18 protein-coding genes are annotated in these 20,983 nt (G+C 61.7%); 11 read left to right on the forward strand and 7 right to left on the reverse strand.

Annotated elements, in window-relative coordinates; all coding sequences use genetic code 11:
* The first annotated feature begins 7 nt into the window (after positions 1 to 7).
* The 11 genes from ROSERS_RS11370 to ROSERS_RS11420 all read left to right on the forward strand — a co-directional run bounded on the left by ROSERS_RS11370 (position 8) and on the right by ROSERS_RS11420 (position 15,668).
* On the forward strand, positions 8 to 718 hold the full coding sequence (locus ROSERS_RS11370; protein ID WP_011956931.1) for a hypothetical protein: 711 nt from the start codon (positions 8 to 10) through the stop codon (positions 716 to 718).
* A gap of 99 nt (positions 719 to 817) precedes the next feature.
* The gene (locus ROSERS_RS11375) at positions 818 to 3,007 is read left to right on the forward strand and encodes a hypothetical protein (RefSeq protein ID WP_011956932.1); all 2,190 of its coding nucleotides are present in this window, start codon (positions 818 to 820) and stop codon (positions 3,005 to 3,007) included.
* On the forward strand, positions 3,004 to 5,820 hold the full coding sequence (locus ROSERS_RS11380) for a peptidase M23 (protein ID WP_011956933.1): 2,817 nt from the start codon (positions 3,004 to 3,006) through the stop codon (positions 5,818 to 5,820). Before ROSERS_RS11375 ends, ROSERS_RS11380 begins: the two co-directional genes overlap by 4 nt.
* Before the next feature lie 63 nt (positions 5,821 to 5,883).
* On the forward strand, positions 5,884 to 6,183 hold the full coding sequence (locus ROSERS_RS11385; protein WP_157041049.1) for a hypothetical protein: 300 nt from the start codon (positions 5,884 to 5,886) through the stop codon (positions 6,181 to 6,183).
* A gap of 19 nt (positions 6,184 to 6,202) precedes the next feature.
* Entirely contained in the window at positions 6,203 to 6,598 is a 396-nt protein-coding gene (locus ROSERS_RS11390) for a hypothetical protein (protein ID WP_157041050.1), read from the forward strand.
* Entirely contained in the window at positions 6,585 to 7,247 is a 663-nt protein-coding gene (locus ROSERS_RS11395) for a hypothetical protein (RefSeq protein ID WP_157041051.1), read from the forward strand. Before ROSERS_RS11390 ends, ROSERS_RS11395 begins: the two co-directional genes overlap by 14 nt.
* A 19-nt stretch (positions 7,248 to 7,266) precedes the next feature.
* A complete protein-coding gene (locus ROSERS_RS11400) occupies positions 7,267 to 9,123 on the forward strand; it encodes a VirB4 family type IV secretion system protein (RefSeq protein WP_011956937.1) in 1,857 nt (618 codons plus the stop codon).
* Positions 9,120 to 10,433, forward strand: coding sequence for a hypothetical protein (locus tag ROSERS_RS11405; RefSeq protein WP_011956938.1), 1,314 nt, complete (start codon positions 9,120 to 9,122; stop codon positions 10,431 to 10,433). The genes ROSERS_RS11400 and ROSERS_RS11405 overlap by 4 nt, the downstream gene beginning before the upstream one ends.
* On the forward strand, positions 10,414 to 12,300 hold the full coding sequence (locus tag ROSERS_RS11410; protein WP_011956939.1) for a hypothetical protein: 1,887 nt from the start codon (positions 10,414 to 10,416) through the stop codon (positions 12,298 to 12,300). Before ROSERS_RS11405 ends, ROSERS_RS11410 begins: the two co-directional genes overlap by 20 nt.
* Before the next feature lie 146 nt (positions 12,301 to 12,446).
* Complete coding sequence (gene serC / locus ROSERS_RS11415) at positions 12,447 to 13,532, forward strand: 3-phosphoserine/phosphohydroxythreonine transaminase (RefSeq protein WP_011956940.1); 1,086 nt, start codon at positions 12,447 to 12,449, stop codon at positions 13,530 to 13,532.
* Positions 13,533 to 13,547: 15 nt separating this feature from the next.
* Positions 13,548 to 15,668: an ADP-ribosylglycohydrolase family protein gene (locus tag ROSERS_RS11420; protein ID WP_011956941.1), complete on the forward strand. Its 2,121-nt coding sequence runs from the start codon at positions 13,548 to 13,550 to the stop codon at positions 15,666 to 15,668.
* Between the two features lie 6 nt (positions 15,669 to 15,674).
* On the opposite strand, the gene rsmG is transcribed toward ROSERS_RS11420, so the two are convergent.
* From rsmG to ROSERS_RS11455, 7 genes are all read right to left on the reverse strand, one after another.
* Positions 15,675 to 16,379 (reverse strand): 16S rRNA (guanine(527)-N(7))-methyltransferase RsmG, encoded by a 705-nt coding sequence (gene rsmG, locus ROSERS_RS11425; protein ID WP_011956942.1) that lies wholly within the window; start codon positions 16,377 to 16,379, stop codon positions 15,675 to 15,677.
* Between the two features lie 3 nt (positions 16,380 to 16,382).
* Complete coding sequence (gene nadD / locus ROSERS_RS11430) at positions 16,383 to 16,982, reverse strand: nicotinate-nucleotide adenylyltransferase (protein WP_011956943.1); 600 nt, start codon at positions 16,980 to 16,982, stop codon at positions 16,383 to 16,385.
* On the reverse strand, positions 16,979 to 17,230 hold the full coding sequence (locus tag ROSERS_RS11435; protein WP_011956944.1) for a hypothetical protein: 252 nt from the start codon (positions 17,228 to 17,230) through the stop codon (positions 16,979 to 16,981). The genes nadD and ROSERS_RS11435 overlap by 4 nt, the downstream gene beginning before the upstream one ends.
* 5 nt (positions 17,231 to 17,235) lie before the next feature.
* Complete coding sequence (locus ROSERS_RS11440; RefSeq protein WP_011956945.1) at positions 17,236 to 18,189, reverse strand: hypothetical protein; 954 nt, start codon at positions 18,187 to 18,189, stop codon at positions 17,236 to 17,238.
* A 20-nt stretch (positions 18,190 to 18,209) separates the two neighbouring features.
* Entirely contained in the window at positions 18,210 to 18,800 is a 591-nt protein-coding gene (locus ROSERS_RS11445; protein ID WP_232282828.1) for a hypothetical protein, read from the reverse strand.
* A 241-nt stretch (positions 18,801 to 19,041) separates the two neighbouring features.
* Positions 19,042 to 19,974, reverse strand: coding sequence for an SPFH domain-containing protein (locus tag ROSERS_RS11450; RefSeq protein WP_011956947.1), 933 nt, complete (start codon positions 19,972 to 19,974; stop codon positions 19,042 to 19,044).
* Positions 19,971 to 20,960, reverse strand: a complete 990-nt coding sequence (locus tag ROSERS_RS11455; RefSeq protein WP_041333534.1) for an SPFH domain-containing protein — start codon at positions 20,958 to 20,960, stop codon at positions 19,971 to 19,973. The genes ROSERS_RS11450 and ROSERS_RS11455 overlap by 4 nt, the downstream gene beginning before the upstream one ends.
* Between the last annotated feature and the right edge of the window lie 23 nt (positions 20,961 to 20,983).

Below are 20,983 nucleotides of genomic sequence, written 5' to 3' on the forward strand. Positions count from 1 at the left end.
ACCAGCAATGAAACCCTTTCGCCGTCCCCGTTTGCGACATCGTTATGCACCGCCGCAGCGCGCCGCTCGACGCCGGAACGATACCGTCAGTCCGCCGCTGAGTGACCGCCTGGCATCCATCATCCTCGCCTGGCAACCGCTCGACCGGTTGCTGACAGGAGCGATGCGCTACCCTCGCGCGCTTATGGGTGTTGCCGGTGTGTGTGGCATTGTGATCGCCATCTGGTCTCTCACCCGCTTCGGGAATGCGATCCAGGATGCGGAATATCGAGACTCATCATCCGCGACTCAGAGCGCTTATACGCACTTATCTCCAATACACCCGCTCTCGCCTGTGCCAGATGATATGGTTCGCTTGCTGACGGCGTACAACCAGGCGAGTGCGCTGGCAGCGATGCAGGGCAGGGCGGACGTGCTCAGTCCCTACCTGACGCCCGACGGACCTGCGTGGCAGGCGGTGATTCGGGAGTATGCACGGCGCGCGGAGACCGGCGAACGCCACCAGGCGACGCTGGTGCGTTGGGGGGTTCTGGCGAGCGACACCACACCTGAAGGCGCGTGGGTCGATACCCAGGAGCAGTGGGACGTGATCATCACCATCGGCGAACGTATCGTCAGCAGCAGACGCGGCATTCTGACGCGCAACCGGTATGTGCTGCGTCGGGACGACGATGGGTGGCGGATTGTTGATATAGCAACAACAATGCTTATCCGGTAAAAAAGTTCAGGATCGGGGAACTGATCTGCACCTGCGGGCAGGCGCACGACCCGCGTCGATGACCGTAACCCGGACATCATATGCAGGGGGGCGCTGCCAATGACATCGCAGAACAATAGTGCAGATACCACGGCGCAATCTGTTCCTCATAGCCCGACAGCAGGCACACTCCACGCTCAGACGCGCCTTCTTTCCGCCTGTGCATATCCGGCTCCCTGGCAGGTTGGGCGATACGTCCTGCGCGTGTGGATGGTGCTTCTGGCGCTCGCGCTGTGTCTCCCTCTCCCGGCTTATGCCGATGCCCCCGGTACCCGCGGCGATCCACCGCTGCCGGAAGGATCGACCACCCAGAGCAGCACCGACGCATCGTTCTGGCAGGGTGTGCATCCGCTGGCGCCGCCAACCGCAGTGCAGCCACGGAACCGGCACGACATGGTTCCTTCGTCCGAACCTTCGTCCTGGTTTTCACGCTCACTCAATCCGGGCATGTGGGTGCTCGACGCCGGCATGGGCGTCTTTGCCGGGGTGATTCTCACCTTTGGCGAGACGATCCAGCGTGTGGCAGCCGCTCTGATCAAGGCGGGTGAGAATGTTCAATCGTGGACGATCATTCCATCGAGTTGTCGCGACAACGCTGCAACCAACTTCGTCTTCTGCACGCCTTCCTCGCTCACCTACGATCATCCGGGCATGCAGGCGATCTGGAGCGTGATGCGCGCCGTTGCACAGTTGCTGGTCACGCTCCTTTTTGTGGTGCGGATGAGCCGGTTGCTGGCAGAAGGACAGCCAGGCTTCGTCACCGAAGGGAAGGGGTTGGTGCTGACGTTCCTGGGTGTTTCACTGTTCGTCAACTCGACCCAGGCGACGCTTCAATTGGTGATCGATCTCTTCAATGCCATCAGCGATGAGTTGCTGACCAGAGCCTCCTTCGAAATGCCGACGCCGATCGGGCATGAGTTGAACGCAGGTGCGGCGCTGATCTATGCCCTCTTCTGGGTGGCGATGGCTTGGTTGATTATCAAAAACGCCTTTCGGGTTGTTCACATCATGGTGCTGGTCGGACTCGCGCCGCTGGCAGGCGCATTGCTGATGGACCGCTCGACGGCGCCACGGTTCTATGGGTGGCTTGGTCGTCTCTTCGATCTGCTGATCGAGCAGGTCGCGCTGGCAGCGACGATGATCGTCGCCGTGGGAATGATGACGCCGCTGCGCGGCGGAGCAGACCAGGTGTTCACCGGTTATGTGCTTGGTCTGCTGACGTTGCTGGTGACGGTGCTCGGCTCTGAACGGTTGACCGGCATGGCGCAGTCGGTCACGCAGGGCATGCCCCTGGTGTCGCGGATTCAAGGCTTCATGTGGCGGCACGGCAAGAACGCGGTTGTCACGAGAGCAGCCGGAGCGGCAGACAGAGTTGCTTCCGCCGGCGGCAACTTCCTGGCGCGACGCGGGGTCGATGGCGGATTCAAGCGAACGGCGCGCGAAGTCTTGAAGCCTGATGGGAACGGGCGCTCAGCCGCTGCACCCCGCACGCTCGATGGTCGGGTTCCCTTCCGCATGCCCGTCGCCGACAGTCGCACCCGACGTGAGTACGACCGCCTGAGAGTCCAGGCGATTGCCGGGGATCGACCTGACGAAGCGCGGCGGAAGATGGCGACGATCCACGCGCGCGGTATGCGTGTTCAGGCTGATGAAATCCGGCGCGGCATCGGGTTCAGAACACCCGGCGATGAGCGTCTGGCGAAAACGCGGAGCGCTGCCGATCTTGAACGAAGAGCCGGGCTTCAAGAAGCATTCGCAGATGGTCACCTTCGACCGCGCCCCTCGCCGTGGAGCGCCGATCAGCAGCGTCGCCGCCGCGATATTGCTCGCGCCGCGCTGCTCGAAGCGCAGGCTGAGCACCGCATCGAGCGCGAAGAGACAATGGCGGCGCTGCAACGCGATGAGCGCGACCTCCCCGCCGCTCCGCCCGATCAGCGCGCAGTGATCATGGCGCGCATCCAGGAGCGGCAGGCGCGGGTGGCTGCGTTGACCCCCGCGAAAGGAATGACCGTCGCCGCCGCGACCCGCGCACACGCGGCCGCACTGATGCGGCAACGACTGGCAGCCGAAGGTCTTGCCACACCACCCCGCATACGCGAACCCTGGGGCATGGAAAAACTATCGTCGCCGGTGCGTCGTCCCGTCGTCGTGGTAGAACGTCGCATTCCCGCCAGGGGTCTGCGGTCTCTGTCACGCTCCCCGGTCACACCGTCAGTGCATGCTTCGGCCGAACAGGAGCGCAACTCATGAATGACGATGCAGACAATCGCCGGTCGCCATCACCGGTGCGTGATGCAGCAATCAGCGCGAGTCGCGTTGCCGGGCAACGTGCGCTGCGGGCAGTCGGGTCGGCGCTGATGAAAACCGGCGCAGCCGCCGGTGGAAAGGTCATTGTCGTTGCGGCGCTGGTTGTGCTGACGATCATCCTGATCGGCGGACTGATCCTGATCATTGTGGGCGCGCTCGGCGCCGTCTTTCAGCACACTGCGCTGCCCTGGCCCGTGCCGCCGGACGTGCTGCCCGACGGAACCTATCGCGCAGGCGGTTGGGCCATCTCCAGTCGCTTCGGCTGGCGTCGTCATCCGATCACTGGTCAACCGGAGTTCCACGATGGCATTGACATCATCAACCCGACCGGCGCATGCCCGTTCGGATACCGCTGCCTCCTACCGGCAATGTTCGACGGGATGGTCACCCACGTTGGGTGGGACCTGAACGCACCGCGTCGTCCGGCGCAGGAAGGCGGCGGTCAGACTGTCATTGTCGAAAGCAGTCGCGGCGCATATCAGACGATCTACGCCCATCTGGAACCATACCGCTTGTATGTGCAACTCCAGGGGCGGATCGTCGATGAGTATGGGCGCTACGACGAGTATGCCGACTACCAGCCGATCGGCAGCGGCGAACTGGTTCCTGATGTGGACGAAGGATCGATTGCGATCTGGTGTCAGGGAGATATGCCGGTCTTTGTGCCGACACGCGACGGCGGGACGATCACCTTTCTCTATGACCGCCCGGCATCCTGCCAGACAGGTGTGATCTGGGGGGAACGCGGCAATGGCTGGCGCGGCTGGATTGCCGACGATCCCCCAGCGGATGCGCAGGGACGGGCCACGTTGCGCTGGCAAACGCCGCTGAGCGGTGTGCGTGGTCAACGCCGCGCCGGGGATGTCGCGCTCCGTTTCCGCGCGCATCTCGTGCCGCCGCCGCCCCCGCCGACCGCAACCCCGACGCCGGGAGCGCAAACCCCAATCGCAGGCGGACACGCGCCGGACAGGATCGATCTCGCAGCGCACCAGGGCAGCCAGCGAACCGGTGAACCCTGTCAGCCATACGGCACTGGCGTGTACTGCGTGTGGCGACTGGCGGACATTCCGGTTGCGCCGCGTCAGGATGCCCGTCGGCGAGTTATGTCCGGCGTGGGAAGCCTGGAACGTGAAGCGCAGACCGGTCTGTTCTCTCGCCCGCCTGACGCACCATCATCTGCCGCGACACCAACCCGACAAATCTCTTCCTTTCTCACACTCAGCATGAGCACAGTCGGCGCCCCTCATCTGCCGGTGGGTGGACGTCGCCGGGTCGCCCTGTCTGCCACCAGTAGCGACTGGCCCCTGACGGTTGATGTCGATGTTGGCGCGAACCTGATGGTGTTGGACATCACCGATGTCTCCGGCGACGTGCGATGTACCTCTACAGCGCACACCGTCCGATGCGAAGGGGGTGGTCCGTATGTTCTCTTTGCCGGGTTCGTGGTGGAAGTGTTGCCAGGTGCAGCAATGGATAGTATTCAGACCCTTCGCAGCGTGGCTGCATCACCGGTGCAACAGCAGACAACGATGATACATCTGCTCATCGAGCCATACGCGGTCACACCTGGACCCTGGCCCCCGCCAACTCCGCTGCCGACCACCACACCGGCGCCTTACCCTGCGCCGGTGACGCCAGCAGTTCCCCCCGCGCCACCCCTGCCGGGAGTGACACCCATCGCAGGACCTTCCCCAGGACCCGGACGGGGACCGGGAGACTCGCCGCTGGTGTGTCGGGTGCAGGCGCTCGTTCCCCTGCCCGGCGTTGTGAACGCCGCTGGTACGACGACAAACATGCTGCTCGCCGAAGATGCAGCGCGCAGTTTTGCCGCAGTGCGCGCCGAGATCATCGCTGCAACCGGGCACGATCCGCTTGCACGGCTTGCCGATGCGCTGCGCCAGCCGGAGTTCCGCTCAAACAAGCCGGGGGTTGCCCTGATGTCGTGGCATATGACCGGTCGAGCCATCGATGTGGACACCGGCTATTCCTGGCGGCGGGTGCGTGAAGGGCGTATGTGGCGGTTGTATCTCAACCTGACCGATGTGACTGCGATCTTCGAGCGCCACGGCTGGAACCGCATCCCGGATCGCGCCGATTCTCAGGAGTGGTGGCATTACGAATACCACCCGAATGGCATCAGTTGGGCAAGCGCCATGCTGGAGGTCTGGAGTATGCAGCGTCTGCAAGCCGCATTTCCGCAGATCAACTGGAGCAGTATCGGTTGCCAGGCGCCGCCGCCGGGTAGCGATACCTTCCCCGAAGGCGATATGCACGAACGTTGCGTGGCAGGTATTCCCTCGTTTGCGCATCCCGTCGAAACACTACCGGGATGCGGACCACCAGTGCGTCCTGGCGATCGGGTGTATCAACTGGAGTCGCCGGTGGGATTCGTCGGGCTGACGGGGCTTACCACCGGACCGCACCTGCACCTGGGGATGCGGCAGCGCGATTACACCGGCAGTTTCCCGATGATCAACATCTGTACACCCGAATGGTTGCAGGGTCTCCAGCCGCCGCCGGAAACAAACTGCTGGACCGATATGGTCGATCCGCTGGCATTTCTGCCGCTGGCGCCACCGGACAACCCGGCAGGCTTACCCGAAGGAGCGCCCTATCAACTACCACCGCCGAACTACCCCGGTTCGCTCTATCGTGAGCCGCGTCCCGGCGAACCACCGGTCGGGCAGTACTGGTCGCCCGACGCTGACGGTGGACAGTACGGCGGCGGCAAAGCAGGCAGATCGACATCGAGGTGACGTTCCACCCGGCATCCCGTGCCGTCGTGCATGTTTTCTCATCAACTGAAAGGAGTTGGCACAATGGAACCTATCATCACCGCAATCGGCGCACTCGGAACCCATCTCCCGGCAGATCTCTGGCAGATCGTCGCCGATCCGCCAAAATTCGACGGACTGTTCAAGGCGCTCTTCGACTGGCTGAAGAACATCATTACCGTTGCCGGCGGTTTCTTCCTGCTGATCGATATGGCAAAGCATATCTTCTCATCCCCGCGCGACCTGCGCAGCGCCGGAATCGATCTGGCAGTCTTCGTCATCCTGCTGGTGGTTGCCAACCAGTCGTCGAGCATTGTGGCGTGGGCAATGGGATTGACCGGATAGACCGGAAAGGAGCATGTGCATGAGCGATTACCTGACTGTGGCGCCGCCACGACGTTTGCGGCTGCATGCGTCGGTGCAGATTGCCGGCATGCGCCTGCCTGCCCGCGCATTTCTGATGAGCGTCGGCATACTGACGGCTGGAGGGATCGCCATAACGCTCGGCGCCGACATCGAGCGCACGATCTGGGCGAGCGGTTGCCTGATCTTCCTGGGGTTGGCGCTGCTGGAAGGGCGTGTTTGGGGACGTTCATCGCGAGAGGCGGCTGGCATCGTGTGGCGACATCTCAAACGTCCGAAACGTCTCCGCCTGATCCAGCCGCACATGGCGCTACCGCCTGAAGAAGCATTATCACCCGTGTTGAAGCCGCGTCGTCCGCACTGGCACTATCAGGAGACTGCTGATGAGCATGACTGAACTGCACCGTGCGATTCCGCAGCGTATCGTGCGCGGCGCGATCCTGCGTTCCGACGGATGCGCTGTCGGACTCGTTACCGGCGGCGCACCCGCCTGGGATTTACGGTCGCGTGAGAGCAAAGCGCGCCTGGCGGAAGCGTACCACCGCACCCTGCTCGCGCAGGATGCGCCTGTCGATATCTACATCATCGACGGACCTCCTGATCTGGAGCGGGAGATGACCGAACTCTACCGCCGCAGCAATCAGGCAGGGCATCCAACGCTGACCGCCGTCCTGGACGATATGGCGGCATACCTGGAAGAATGCGCTGGTGCAACCGCCAGTCGTCATCGACAAACAATTTGGGCTATCGCCTGTAGCGACGGACCGGCAGGCGCCAGACCGCGGACGATTGGAGCGCTCTGGAGCGCAAACAATGTCGCCGGATCAACGCCGCGCGCTTCTGCATTGCTCACAGAGGCGGTCGAACGGGCGCGGCGACTGGCGGATGCGCTGATGGCGCTGGGCGGTTCACCCCAACCCCGCCTGCTCGAAGCTGAAGAGATCGCGCGACTCTGGTTTCGTCTGGTCGATCCGGTGCGAGCGGCGCGCTACCCGTTGCAGGGCGTATTGCTCGAACGAATCCGCTCCGTGGTGCGAGACCGTTGAGTGCTGAAAGTGAGGTTGTATGTCTCTCCGCGAAGCGCTATCCAAACCGATCATCGAGCCGGCGCGTCATCGTCGCAGTCCACATGCGGCGCTGATCTCCGGCGCGACCACGCTCACCACGTTGCTGGCGCCAGACGGCATCGACCGGCGCTGGAGCCATATGGTGCAGATTGGCGATTCGTTTATGACCACCCTGGAAGTGCGCGCATTCCCGCCGACACTCTCGCTGGCGTGGCTCGATGATCCGGAGTTGGGTCTCGACACCCCTGGCACGACCGTCCACCAACGCCTGGTTCCCATTCCCGACGCACTGGCGCGTCGGGTGCTGGCGCGCAGTGAAGACGCGGCGCTGGGCACGCTGGCAGGTGATGCGCAGGCGGGTACGCACTTCGACATGGAAGCGCAACAGGGGGTCGAAGCGACGGCGGCGCTGCGCCACGATCTGACCGCAGGAACGGATCGCCTGTTCCAGGTAGCGGTGACGATTACACTTGCTGCCGCGACACCCGAAGAACTGGCGGCGCGCGTGGATCGCGTGCGTCTGGCTGCGGCTCAGCAGGGCATCCTGCTGGGTGTTGTGCAATTTCAACAATGGGAAGGGTATCTGGGCGCTTTGCCGCTCGGATATGATCAACCGGGACTGCTGCACGACACCAGCGGGCGCGCCGCTGCGATGGGGTTGCCAACCGCTGCGCCAGGGTTGACACGTCGCGGCGGGCTGCCCATCGTGTGGGGAGAACATCCCCGCAGCGGCGCGCCGATCGTGTATGACCGCTGGCAGGCGACCAATCCGCATATGCTGATAGTCGCCGAGTCGGGCAGCGGCAAAACCTACACCATGGGCGGATTGCTGGCACAGGAACTGGCGCTTGGCGAAGACGCCCTGCTCATTCTCGACCCGAAACGACAGGAATACCGCTCGCTGACGACGGCGCTCGGCGGGGCGTACATTTCGCTCTCCGGTCGCGCCGGGTACCATATCAACCCCCTGGAACTGCCGCCGCTCGCGCCGGAGCGCGCCCGCGCCGTCGCTGCGCTGGAGGAGGACCTGCTTGGACAGCGGATCAGCGTTGTCAAAGCGCTGATAACGCGCGAACTGAAAGCGCAGGGCGCGGCGATCGACGCAGTCGGCGCAGCGGCGATCCAGGATGCCATTGCTGCCGCCTATGCAGCACGCGGGATCAGCAGCGATCCACGCACCTTTACCCAACCGATGCCCACCTTCAGCGATGTGCAGCAGTACCTGGCGGAAATTGCTCCTGAACTGGCGCGCGCATTGACGCTTTTCACGCGCGGCACGATTGGCGACCTGTTCAACCATCCGTCGAACGTGCCGACCGACAACCCGCTGCTGGCGCTCGATCTCTGGTCGTTGCTCCAGAGCAACGACGAAACGCTTGCGCGCCTGTTGCCGGTGATTGTCATGGATTTTTTTGTAACCACCGCGATCAACCGTCCCACCGGTCGCCGCAGCCATCTGGTGCTCGACGAAGCGCACGCCCTGCTCCACTCGGAAGTCGGGGCGCGCACCCTGCAAATGATCTTTCGCATTGGGCGGAGTTTGCAGTTCAAAGCGACTGTTATCACCCAGAGCCTCGACGATCTGGACGAAAGCGATCAAACGCGCGTGTTGCTGGAGAATGCGCGCACCAAACTCATCCTCGGATTGAACCGCGACTCGGACGCCGTCAACCGGGCAACCGCCATTCTGCGCCTGAATGAAGAGGAAGCGGCGTATCTGGCGACCTGTCGGATCGAGCGGGGAATTGGCGCAACGGCGTTGCTTCTGGCGGACGGTGAACGCACGCCGCTCTTCATTCCAAAGTGGCCCGAAACGATCCATCGCATCGTTACGGGCACAGGGGGCGACCGATGATTATCGCAGGGTATCGCATCAATCTCGACGCGCTTCTGGCGCGGATCGTCTATCGCTGGCACTGGAACATAGCCGTCGTCGCGCTGGTTGCTGGCGCACTGATCGGCGTCACAGGCGGATTCATTCCACCTATCTGGCGTGGACGCGCCGGACTCATCATTCAGACCGTCCCAGGCGCATCCATCGATGTCGATGGGCGACCCTGGACTGGCGAGATGTACGCAGGCGCGCACACTGTTGCGGCGACCCTGCCGGATGGGCGTCGATCCTGGGCGCATCTCACGCTTCGGTCGGGAGAAACCGCAACTCTCTCTCTTCCCCCTGGACTTCCGGCGCCGCGTGTGCGTCGGATGCCCTCCGCCGCGCCCGGTATGCCTGTCGCCGCGATCTGGCGTGCTGGCGATTCGTGGCGGGTACAGAGCGTGGAAGCGCCCCCCACCGAAACCAGGGAGAATGACGCCGACCGTCGCGATCTGGCGACGCAGACGATCGCTATCGGTTCACGCGGGGTTGAACGATTGATGACCATTGATGCCTACCGTGGGCGCGCCGACGTGTTAACTGTCGGCAGCGTTCGCTACGAGGCAGTGTACGAACCCGCCCGACCCGGCAGCCAGCAGGAGAATCAGGTCGTGGTGCGCGGCTGGGATCGCGTGATTGCCACAAGCGTCGGCAACGTATCGCTGCTGCGATTTGCGCCGGATGGTCAGGCGCTGCTGCTGGCGGAACGCACTGTGGCAGGCGAACAGATCCGGTACATGACCCCCGAATCACCACCGACTCCAGTAGTTGCCATTCCCGGCAGGATCACCGGGCTTGCCTGGCATCCAGCAGGAAGCGCCGTGCTGATCGCCAGCAGCGAAGACAAACGACGGGCGCTGACTCTGGCGCGCCTGCGTCCAACACCGGTTGCGACTGTCATTGCCGAGCCTGCCGCAGATGGGTTGCCGCCCTATGCCTGGGGTGGCGACAGCATTATCTGGATCGCACCCGACGCAGAAGGAAAATTGCATATGTGGAGTGCAAGCCTGGACGCCCTGCTGCCGGAGCGTCACGTTGCTCTCGATGCGCGGGCAATCACGCAATGTGCGAATGGGATGCTACGCCTGGTTACGGTTCAGGAAAGGCAGGTCATCATCGGGCGGCTGGAAGGCGACCTGATCATCGGTGAAGCGGTCCTTGCAGAGATACCGGCGCACCCCGATCTGACCGGTGAGTGGTACGGTGATGAACTGCTGCTGCGGAGCGGCGATAGCGCCTGGTTGATAACGATCGTGGAAGGAGAGCAGGATGCGTGCACCACGGATTGAAACGCTGCTGATCAGCCTGGTGCTGCTGGTTGCCGCCGGGGTCGCGCTGGCGGCAGCCTATGCGCCTTCGATTGCTCCGCCGCAGCATGCTGACCCTGGGCTGGAACAGGCGCACAAAACGCCGCCCTCTCCAGGAACGAACACGCCGGAACGTCCCGGGAGCGCTCTTCAGGAAGCAACGCACGCCAGCAATGACGGTATTCCACCACTACCGGACATCAGTATCGATGCGCAGCGCGCGACTGCCAGCGTGACCATCGCAGGCGGAATAGTGACGCTTGTTCTGGTCATCGCTATCACAAGGCAGCGAATCGGCAAAGTGGCACTGCCACGCTGTCGCACAACCGGACCGGGCGTGCCTGCCGATCGATGGCATGCAGATATGCGCGTGTTTGGACGGAACGCACAGCAAGCGGTGTTATCCGTCGTCGTGCGTGGCGGCGCTGCGCTTCAGAGCGCCTGGATCGCAGCACAGCATGCAGCGTCTGCCGCCTTTGCGCGTGCGAGGCGCGTCCCCGATCAACTTGATATGCACGACGATCAGCATCCACTCGTGCCGTGCGAACAGTGGACGCCGCGTATCGAACACGAGTATCCCGACGTACAAACATGCTCGTCGCCGACCGACGACTATGCTGTGAACCCGGTCGCCGATACCGCAGACGTGCCGGGCATAGCGGGAAGGATCGTCCCGGACATCGCCTCTGATGCTCAGGATCGGATTGCCACAACAACTCACGCGCCAGCGGATGATCCGGGCGACAGTCAACTGAAGGATGCCTGGCACGCGACCGACGTTCGGCAGAACCCGGCAGCGCCACTCCAGGGGGTTGAAGGCACAATTGACACCGGCGACTTAGACGCGCCGCTCTCGATTGATGTGATGACGGAGAGAGCGGCAATGGTTATTGCAACGATCCTCGACATCGGTGAGCGACAGGGAATGACCCGCAGCGTGGTCACATTCGGCGAAGCGTCCATCGATCACCGACGTGCACGGGTGCATCTGATGATCGACGCTCATCCTGGTGAAACCGAACTGCTTGCAGCGTTGCCCGAAAGGGTGAAGACCGCGTTGCCGGGAGCGCAGGCGCAGTGGCGGCAGACCTCCCATGCCCAGGCAGTGCTGACATGCGTGATCCCCGGCAACCTTCCAACGACGCAAAGCGGGCGACTTCTCCTGCCGGTTGGGCAGCACGAACCCGTCTCGCGTCTCCCGACGATTCACCGCGGCGCGCCGGCAATCTCGTTCCTGCCATTGCGCACCTGGCGACACATCGGATTCTACGGCGGCAAAGCCATCGATACCGCCAGTTCCGCGCTGGTGAACCTGTTATACGCCGAGGCGCCAGCGGCGCTGGCAGTGACGATTATCGACCAGGGGCAGATCAGCGCATATTACAAAGGCGCGCCACACCTTGTTCCAATGCCCGGTTCTGCGACGGAGTCGCTGATCGCTCTTGGTCGTGCAATGCGGCATGTTGCTGAATCGGATGGCGCCATTCGACCATTGCTGATCGTGCTTGTCGAACCAGATGCACCAACGTTTGCGGCGTATGACGACCTTATCGCCCGCCTGGCGTGGTATCCTGCTGCGCCTGTCTACACGCTTCTGGTGCAGCGCCGTCTGCCGGAAACCAATCGATGGCGATCTGCGAGTGTCATTACGCACGATGGCGACCCGCAGCGCACGGCAGGCGGCAGAAGGTCATCATCAGAAATGCTGCGCATCGTTGCACCACACCTGCGCATCGAACGGCGAGCCTGCGCCTGTGATGCAACATTCCTGACAGTCATGACAGCATCGTTGCGCGGCATCTCAGGTGCACAGGGGAAGCCTTCGGCATGGAACCTGGTCAGGGTGTGACGTAAGACAGCCAGAAGTAGAACGGGGCGGCTTTCGCTGTTCCAGTGCAATCCAGAAGATGCAATCGCCCTGGTTGCATCTTCGCGCACAAACGAAGCGACTGCTGTGCTACACTGTGATCTGTTCAGCAGAAGAGGAGGCGCTTTATGAGCACCATCTACAATTTCAACGCCGGTCCGGCAATCCTTCCCGCATCCGTGTTGGAGCAGGCGCAGCATGAATTGCGCGACTACCAGGGGCGCGGGATGTCCATCCTGGAGATGAGTCATCGCTCGCCGGAGTACGAGGCGATCAACGCTGAGGCGGCTGAGCGTCTGAAACGTCTGCTCGGTGTCGGCGACGAGTACCATGTGCTCTTCTTGCAGGGCGGCGCCAGTTTGCAGTTTGCCATGCTGCCGCTCAATTTTCTGCCACCGGGTGCGTCGGCGGATTATCTCGTCACCGGTGCATGGGCGGAAAAGGCATACGAAGAAGCGTTACGCGTCGGTCAGGCGCGAGAGGCTGCCAGCTCCGCTGCAAACGGCTACCGCAGCGTGCCATCGCAGGCGGACATTGCACTTGATCCAGGCGCAGCATACGTCCACATCACCAGTAACGAAACGATTCAAGGCGTCCAGTGGCATACCTGGCCCGACGTCGGCGATCGACCGCTGGTTGCCGACATGAGCAGCGATATTCTTTCCCGTCCGCTTGAGACGCAGCGTTTTGCGCTGATCTACGCCGGTGCTCAGAAGAACCTCGGTCCTGCCGGGGTGACTGTGGTGGTCATCCGCGATTCGTTCTTGCAGAGCGCATCGTCGAACCTGCCGACAATGCTGCGCTATGCGACGCATGTGAAGAACCGATCACTCTACAATACGCCGCCGGTGTTTGCTGTGTATATGGTGAATCTGGTGTTGGGCTGGATCGAAGAACAGGGCGGACTTGTCGCGATTGCGGAGCGCAATCAACGCAAGGCGGCGACATTGTACCGGGTGATTGATACAAGCGACGGGTTCTATCAAGGGCACGCCGAACCGGATCATCGCTCATTGATGAATGTGACCTTCCGCCTGCCGGATGAGGCGCTGGAGAAGCGGTTCGTTGCCGAGGCGTCAGCGCGGGGGATGGTCGGTCTGGCAGGGCATCGCTCCGTCGGCGGCATCCGCGCATCGATCTACAATGCGATGGATCAGGAAGGGTGCGATGCGCTGGCTGAATTCATGATCGATTTCATGCGCCGGAACGGGTAGATAGGGTTCAGAGCGATGCCGTTGCCTGCCGATTATATCGAACGTGTCTACGCTGGCGTTCTTGGGAAGATCATCGGTGTCTATCTGGGGCGTCCATTCGAGGGTTGGACATATGACCGGATTTTTGCGGAACTGGGTGAGGTCTGGTACTACGTTCATGAGAAGCGTGGCGTGCCGCTGGTGGTGACCGATGATGACATTTCCGGTACGTTTACATTTGTGCGCGCTCTACCGGACTATGGGAACACGCGCGAACTCTCTCCAGCGCAGATCGGGCAGACCTGGCTGAACTATATTATCGAGAACCGCGCGATTCTCTGGTGGGGCGGTATGGGTCGTTCAACCGAACACACCGCCTTTCTGCGCTTGAAGCGCGGTATTCCTGCGCCGCGCAGCGGATCGGCTGCGCTGAATGGGCGTGTTGTGGCGGAGCAGATTGGCGCCCAGATTTTTATCGATGGCTGGGCAATGGTCGCGCCTGGCGACCCGGAACTGGCTGCTGATCTGGCGCGTCGCGCTGCGTCGGTGAGCCATGATGGCGAGGCGATCTATGGTGCGCAGGTGCTGGCAGCCATGGAGTCGCTGGCGTTTGTCGAGCGCGATCTGGGTACGCTGCTCGATACTGCGACGACGTTCATTCCGCGCGACTCGGTCATTTTTCGCCTGATTACCGATCTGCGCGAGTGGCGTGCCCGGTTCGCCGACTGGCGCGTTGCGCATAAGCGGATTGTTGCACATTACGGCTATGATCGCTACGGCGGCGGTTGTCATATCATTCCTAATCACGCCCTGATCCACCTGGGTTTGCTGTACGGCGAGGATGATTTTCAGCGGTCGCTGATGGTGACGGTGACTGCTGGCTGGGATACGGATTGCAATGCAGGCAATGTAGGGTGCCTGCTGGGGATCAAGAATGGATTGGCAGGCATCGATGCCGGTCCTGACTGGCGCGGTCCGGTTGCGGATCGTCTCTATCTGCCGACTGCCGACGGGGGGCGTGCTGTGACCGATGCAGTGCGTGAGACATACGCCATCGTCAATGTCGGGCGGGCGCTTGCGGGTGAAGCGCCGCTTGCACCCAAGCAGGGCGCGCGTTTTCATTTTGAGTTGCCAGGAAGTGTGCAGGGCTTCTTCGCCGATGAAAGCGCCGACTCCCGGGATACCCTGCGTCTTGAGAACGTACCCGGTCACAGTGTACACGGAAGTCGGAGCCTGGCGCTGCGGTACCGTCATCTCGCGCCGGGGCGTGCTGCGCGTGCGGCGACAGCAACATTCCTCCTTCCCGAAATGTCTCATATGCCCGGTTACACCATCCTTGCCTCGCCGACCCTGTTTGCGGGTCAACTCCTCAGTGCGCGGATCTGTGCGGATGAAACCAATCCTGCACCGGTGCAGTGTCGTTTGTATCTGCTGGTCTACGATGCTAACGACGCGCCTGTGCGAGTGTACGGTACGGCGGCAACGTTAGCGCCAGGCGGCGATCACACATTTGCGTGGCGCATACCGGATACCGGTGGTCAACCAATTGCTGCGGTCGGTGTCGAAGTGTGCGGGCGGGGGTGTGGAACTGTCTACCTGGATTATCTGACGTGGGAAGGCGCACCGGAGACGTCGCTGTGCCGACCGATTGGCGGCGGAACAATGTGGCGCCGCGCATGGGTCGATGGTGTCAGCATTCACGAGCAGGGCGCACACGAACCATACCGCCTGATCCAGAATGAAGGCACAGGGTTGCTGATCCAGGGTTCGCGCGAATGGCGCGATTATCGTGTCAGCGCAACCTTGACGCCGCATCTGGCAGCAGCCTGTGGTGTGGGGGTGCGTGTTCAGGGGATGCGCCGCTACTACGCACTTCTTCTGACTTTCACAGCGCACGGTATTGGCATTGTGCAACTGGTGCGCGTTCTCGATGGTGCGACCCTGCTTGCCGAAGCGCCTTTTGCCTGGAAGTACGACCAGAGGTATGTTTTCGATCTGAGCATCGTGGGGAATGATCTGCGTGGTATTGTTCAAATGCCCGACGGTAATAGCGTGTCATTGGATGCCCGTGATGATATGCTGGAAGGCGGCGGAGTGGCGCTGATCGTGGCAGAAGGCGCTATCGAAGCCGGTGAAGTGACAGTGCGACCTGTCTGACCGTCGCTAGTGAATGGGGCGTCTGGCGGGAACGCCGACGGCGCGAGGATAGGCGGCGAGGGTTGGCGCAACCTTGGCGATGACCACCAGGGTTCGCGGTTCGACGCCGGGGATGGTAACCGGTTCCACATCGATCACCCGCCCGCCGAGTCGTTCGATTGCAGTGCGCGCCCGCGCTACCTCATCAGCGATGTCGCTCCCTTTTGGCGCCAGTACACGCCCATGAACTCGACATAACGGTAAACAATACTCTGCAAGCGTCGCCAGTTCTGCCACAGCGCGGGCGGTCACAACATCGTACTGCTCACGGTGCTGCGGGTCGCGCCCAACCGTTTCAGCGCGAGCGGTCAACACCGTCACATCCCGCAGGTCCAGCACAGTAATCATATGTCGCAGAAATGCGGCTTTCTTGCCAACGCTCTCCACAAGGGCGACCCTCAGTTCTGGGCGCAGGATCTTCAACGGCAATCCTGGAAAGCCCGCTCCGCTGCCGATGTCGATCAGACTCGACGGTGCATCTCCCCAGCTCAACGCACAGCGCAACGAGTCAAGGAAATGGCGCGCCACAATTCCTTCCTCGTCGGTGATTGCTGTCAGGTTGACGCGCGTATTCCAGGCGCGAAGTTCAGCGCTGTAACGGGCAAACTGTTCAATCTGCCGCTGATCGAGGCGTAATCCCCACGCACGTGCGGTGTTCAGGAGCATATCCATCGTCTACCGGTACAATCCATGCGCCTCGATATACGCAACGACCGCGTCGGGCGTCTGATAGCGAATGGGGCGCCCCTGTGCGACACGCTGACGCAGATCGGTGCTGGAAATATCCAGACGCGGACCTTCGATCAGGATCAGGCGTTCCGGCAACGCTGGAAACATCTCAGCCAGAGCAGGCAGATCGATGGCTGCGCCGGGGCGCGACACGACTACGATCCGTGCCAGCGTCAGGATACGTGGCGTTTCGCGCCAGCGCGGCAGATCCGCCAGCGCATCGGCGCCAAGGATGAGATACAGGTTTTCAAGACCCTGATCGTGGAGGAGTTGCAGGGTCACATGGGTATACGACGGTCCGGGACGGTCAATCTCGATGCTCGACACCTCAAAGAACGGATTATCAGCGCACGCCAGGCGCGCCATTGCCAGGCGGTGCTCAGGAGGCGCCATGTGCTTACCGATCTTCAGAGGTTGTTCACCAGCCGGGATGATGAGAACGCGGTCGAGGCGCAGCGCGACGCGCACCTCTTCGGCGATGGCGAGGTGCCCATAGTGGATCGGATCGAACGTACCGCCGAGAATGCCGATGGGGGCGCTACTCATGCCTGATCGATCTCATACTCGATTTCAGCACCTTCCTGAAGCAGATTCCATACCAGCCAGGAAAGCGCACGCCGGTCGCGGCGGTCGAGATCAGTGATGTACGGATAGATCAACTCACTGATATCCTGCCGGCTCAGCAGATAGCAGCGACGACCAAGGTCCTGATAGAGCCGCAATGCCAGGAGATCGGCGAACTCATACAACTCCTGATCGGAGAGTGTTGCTTCAGGATCGTCGGAGCGCAGCATAGCGGTCACTCATCGTCCTCTTCGTCGCGCCGGAGGCGTCTGGTTCGATGACGGCTCTGATAGTAGCCAGCTTCGCGTGGATCGGTCTGAGGCGTGGGTCGGCGCGTTTCGCGCGTCGGCTGCGAAGCCTGGAGCGCCGCCTGTTCCGGCTTTGCCTCCTGCGCCTCGCTTATCGACGTGTTGACCAGTGTATCGCCAATATACTCCAGCACATCGCGAATATCCTCATTATCGTCGAGGATGCTATCGAACGGCAGCGCCACGCCGGAGACGGTCTTCACCGTCTGCCCGATCTCCTTCAGCGTGCGGTCGATCCCGCTCACCAGCGACTGCATCACCGCCGCCAGCTCCTCGCGCTCCTGCACCGTCAGATTGGCGAACCCGATCAGCGCCTTCTCCTGCGCCCGCAGCAGCGTCGCGCGCAGGATCGCAATATCCGCCTGCGTCTGCAACTCATAGCGCTTCACCAGATGCGCCTGCCGCACCTGCTCGACCAGTTCGTCCGACGAGACCGGCGTCCACAGCAGGGCGGGAATGATGATGAAGCCGATCATGCCGATCAGCACCTGCTGGTAGACCAGGTTGGTCTCGGCGACGACCGGTTGCGCCGCCCACCAGGCCCACTGGAGCTGAAAGGCGTAGTAGAGGAGGTAGAGCGCGCAACCGATGATGACCGGAAACGCCCAGGTGCGGGCGTTGACTTTCTGGAGCAGCATCCCGGCAGGCGACCAGGGGATGAGGAACGAGACGAGGCTCGGTGGCGCGAGGACCAGAATGGCGGTGAAGGCGACGGCGACGATCCGGTTGTCGGTGAGTTGCGATTGCACCCCCCACCAGTACGCTGCAGAACCTGCCATTGCCACGAATGCCAGAATGGCCAGCAAGGTGCGGGCAGTGATCTGAAACCCACTGGAACGACGACGCTGCCCACGGAGCATGTTTAAGTAGTTACTACTCACAGCCGATCTCCAACGACGTACTACGGTGCCTGGACGGCGTCGGATTCCAATAAAAATGCTTCGACGCTCACCGTATATCCGGCCGCTTCCATTCGTGATCGCACAGCCTCGGATATAGCGGTCAGCCCGAAGTCGTTATTGATACGGTATGGCACTTCGAGCGCAGCCTGACCGGTCGAGCGCAGGCGAAACCGCGCCTGAACCGGAACGTCGCCGCGCAGTGTGCCGATTTCGAGTATCTGACCTGTCATCGGATCGTACCAGAACAATGTTGCCTGGCTGGTCACCCGGTAGAGTTGTGGCGGATCGAGAACCTGTCGATCAATCTGCTGAGCGCGCCAGCGTGCTTCACTCGTTTGCGGCTCAGGCGTGGCTGGAATGATCTGAACCGTTGGCAGGTGCACGACGGTTGGCGAAGGCGCCTGGATTGGTGTTTGCGTTGTTCGCGGCGTCGCCAGCACAGCCGTAGCACGCTCAGGCGTACTCGTAAGCGTGGCAGATGGGGCGAGAAGCGGTGTGCGCGTTCGCCGTGCAGCATCAAGTTGCAGGGGCTGTCCACATCCAGCAAGCGCCAGCAGCATAACGGCAAACCACAGAATACGTTGTATCACTCTCTCTATTGTTTGCGAACATTTGTTCGTTTATTGTCTGGATGATTATAATGCATAAATAGACGCGCGTCAAACCAGGCTTGCGAGCGACACGCTTTACGTATTGTAAACTTTTGCGAGCGTACTGTCAAGCATTTTCTGACGCTTGCGGCGTTGCAATGCCTCGCCCCGCCATTGACGCATCGACACGACCACGACCGGGGCGCACAGGACCCTCGATCGTGGTTGTGGGCATGTCTCGCTATCTTACGTGCTGTGCCGGTTGACGGTCTTCGGCAGGGGTCGCTGCCATCATTTGCTGAAGGAGCGGGCGGGCAGGCGGGATCAGTGTCACTCTGGCGCGACCCTCGATAATGTTTTGCAGTTCGAGGATCTCGAACAGTGCAGCCGACACCTCCGGATCGGCTGCGATCTTGTTGAGCGCTGTGCCGACGATCTGCGGACGGATCGCCTGCGCTCTGGCAAATTCGATAGCAGCCTGGCGTTCTGCCGAATTGGTGATAATGCTCACCTGGTTGGCGCCATCCTGTTTGATAGCGGCGGTCACCTGGCGCAGACGGTTGACAACCTTCTCTTCGATCTGCCGGATCATGCCGATGTCGCGGAAGTGCACCTTACGGATGTAGACCGAACCAAGCTGGTAGCCCCATTCCGCCGACTTCGGCGACACCTCATCGCGCACTGTGCGGCTCATGGCGTGGCGGTTCTCCAGCATATCGGCGAGCGGCAGATTGCTCAGCGTGCGCACCACGGCGTTGCTCACATTCGCCGCCAGCGAACCGTCGGGGTCGGCGTTCTTGAACAGATAGGCAATCGGGTCGCTGATCTTATATTCATACCAGATACCCACCCCCATCGGCGCTCCTTCCTCGGAGTTGACCGGCTGGCTGCGCAGGTACTTCTGGTCGAGGCGCATATCGAGCACGTGGCGGCGTCCGAGCCAGTTGACCACGAATGCCGCCAGACCCAGTTGCACGGGCAGGAAATACAACCCCGGCTCGCGCAAAATGCCGACGACATTCCCAAACAGCACGTACACGTGACAGGTTCCCTCTTCTACGATCGCATACAGACCAAAGGCGCGCAGCAATCCAAGAATGGTCGGCACTGCGATCAGGCAGAAGATGAAGGTCGCAATGGCGGCAGTGGCGAACTCGATCATATACTCGATCATATCTGTTCCTCCAGTATGACACGCTCAGCCTGGTTGTAGAGCTTCAGACGGACGTTGCGCAGGTATGCCCGGAGCGCTTGCGGTCCACCAATGCGCTTCAGGTCGCCCAGTTGCTTTGCCAGCGCCATCAGCGGCTCAACTTCCGCCTGAGCTTTCAGGGTTTCGATCTCAACGGCACGCTTCGACTGTACGATCTTCTGGTCGGCTGACGCCTGCGCCAGGCTGATGTCCGACGAAACCTGGTTGTACGCTGTGTTGATCGCCGCAAGCGCCGACTCGACCTCTGGCGGCGCGTCAATGCTGGTGATCAGCGAGGCGTCGAATTGAATGCCGTAACGCGCCGCTGCCGAGAGACACTCACGGTCCATCAACTCGTTCAGGTCGCGCAGGTTCTTGCGCAGATCGTTGATCGAGACGCTGGCGACCATGTTGCCTTCCATTGGCGCCGTCTCTGTCGTTATTGCGCGTTGCGGCGCCTCGAAGTTGGCGATTCGCTCGCGTAGAATGGAAATGAAGTATCCCATCACGTGGACGATCGGGTTTTTGACGCCCCACAGGTAGGCGTACAGGTTGCGCTCGTAGACGCGGTAGCGGATTTGTCCCTCCAGCGCGATGTTCAACTGGTCTTTCGTCACTGCTTCGAGTTTGGTGCCGCCCTGGTTCGCCATCGGGTTTTCCAGGTCGAGCGCCATGTTCATGGTTTGGGTTGCAACCGAAACTTTGTAGATCCGCTCCCAGGGCCACTTGAAGTACGGTCCGCCGGGCGGTATGACGACCACCTGGGGGTAGCGGTACCGTTCGCGTTCTTCCGGGCGCAGATATTCGGCGTAAGGATCATCGATGGCGGCGTCGGTCAGACGCTCGGCGCGCCCGAAGATGGTTTTCACCGCACGTTCGTTCTGATCGACGGTGTAGATGCCGGCGACGAGGTAGCACATCAGGAACCACACGATGAAGCCGAAGACGATGCCTGCCACTACTGACATGGGACCTCCTTTGAGTGAGGGGG

Origin of the sequence: Roseiflexus sp. RS-1, from assembly GCF_000016665.1 — a bacterium.
In the GTDB taxonomy this organism is placed as follows: domain Bacteria; phylum Chloroflexota; class Chloroflexia; order Chloroflexales; family Roseiflexaceae; genus Roseiflexus.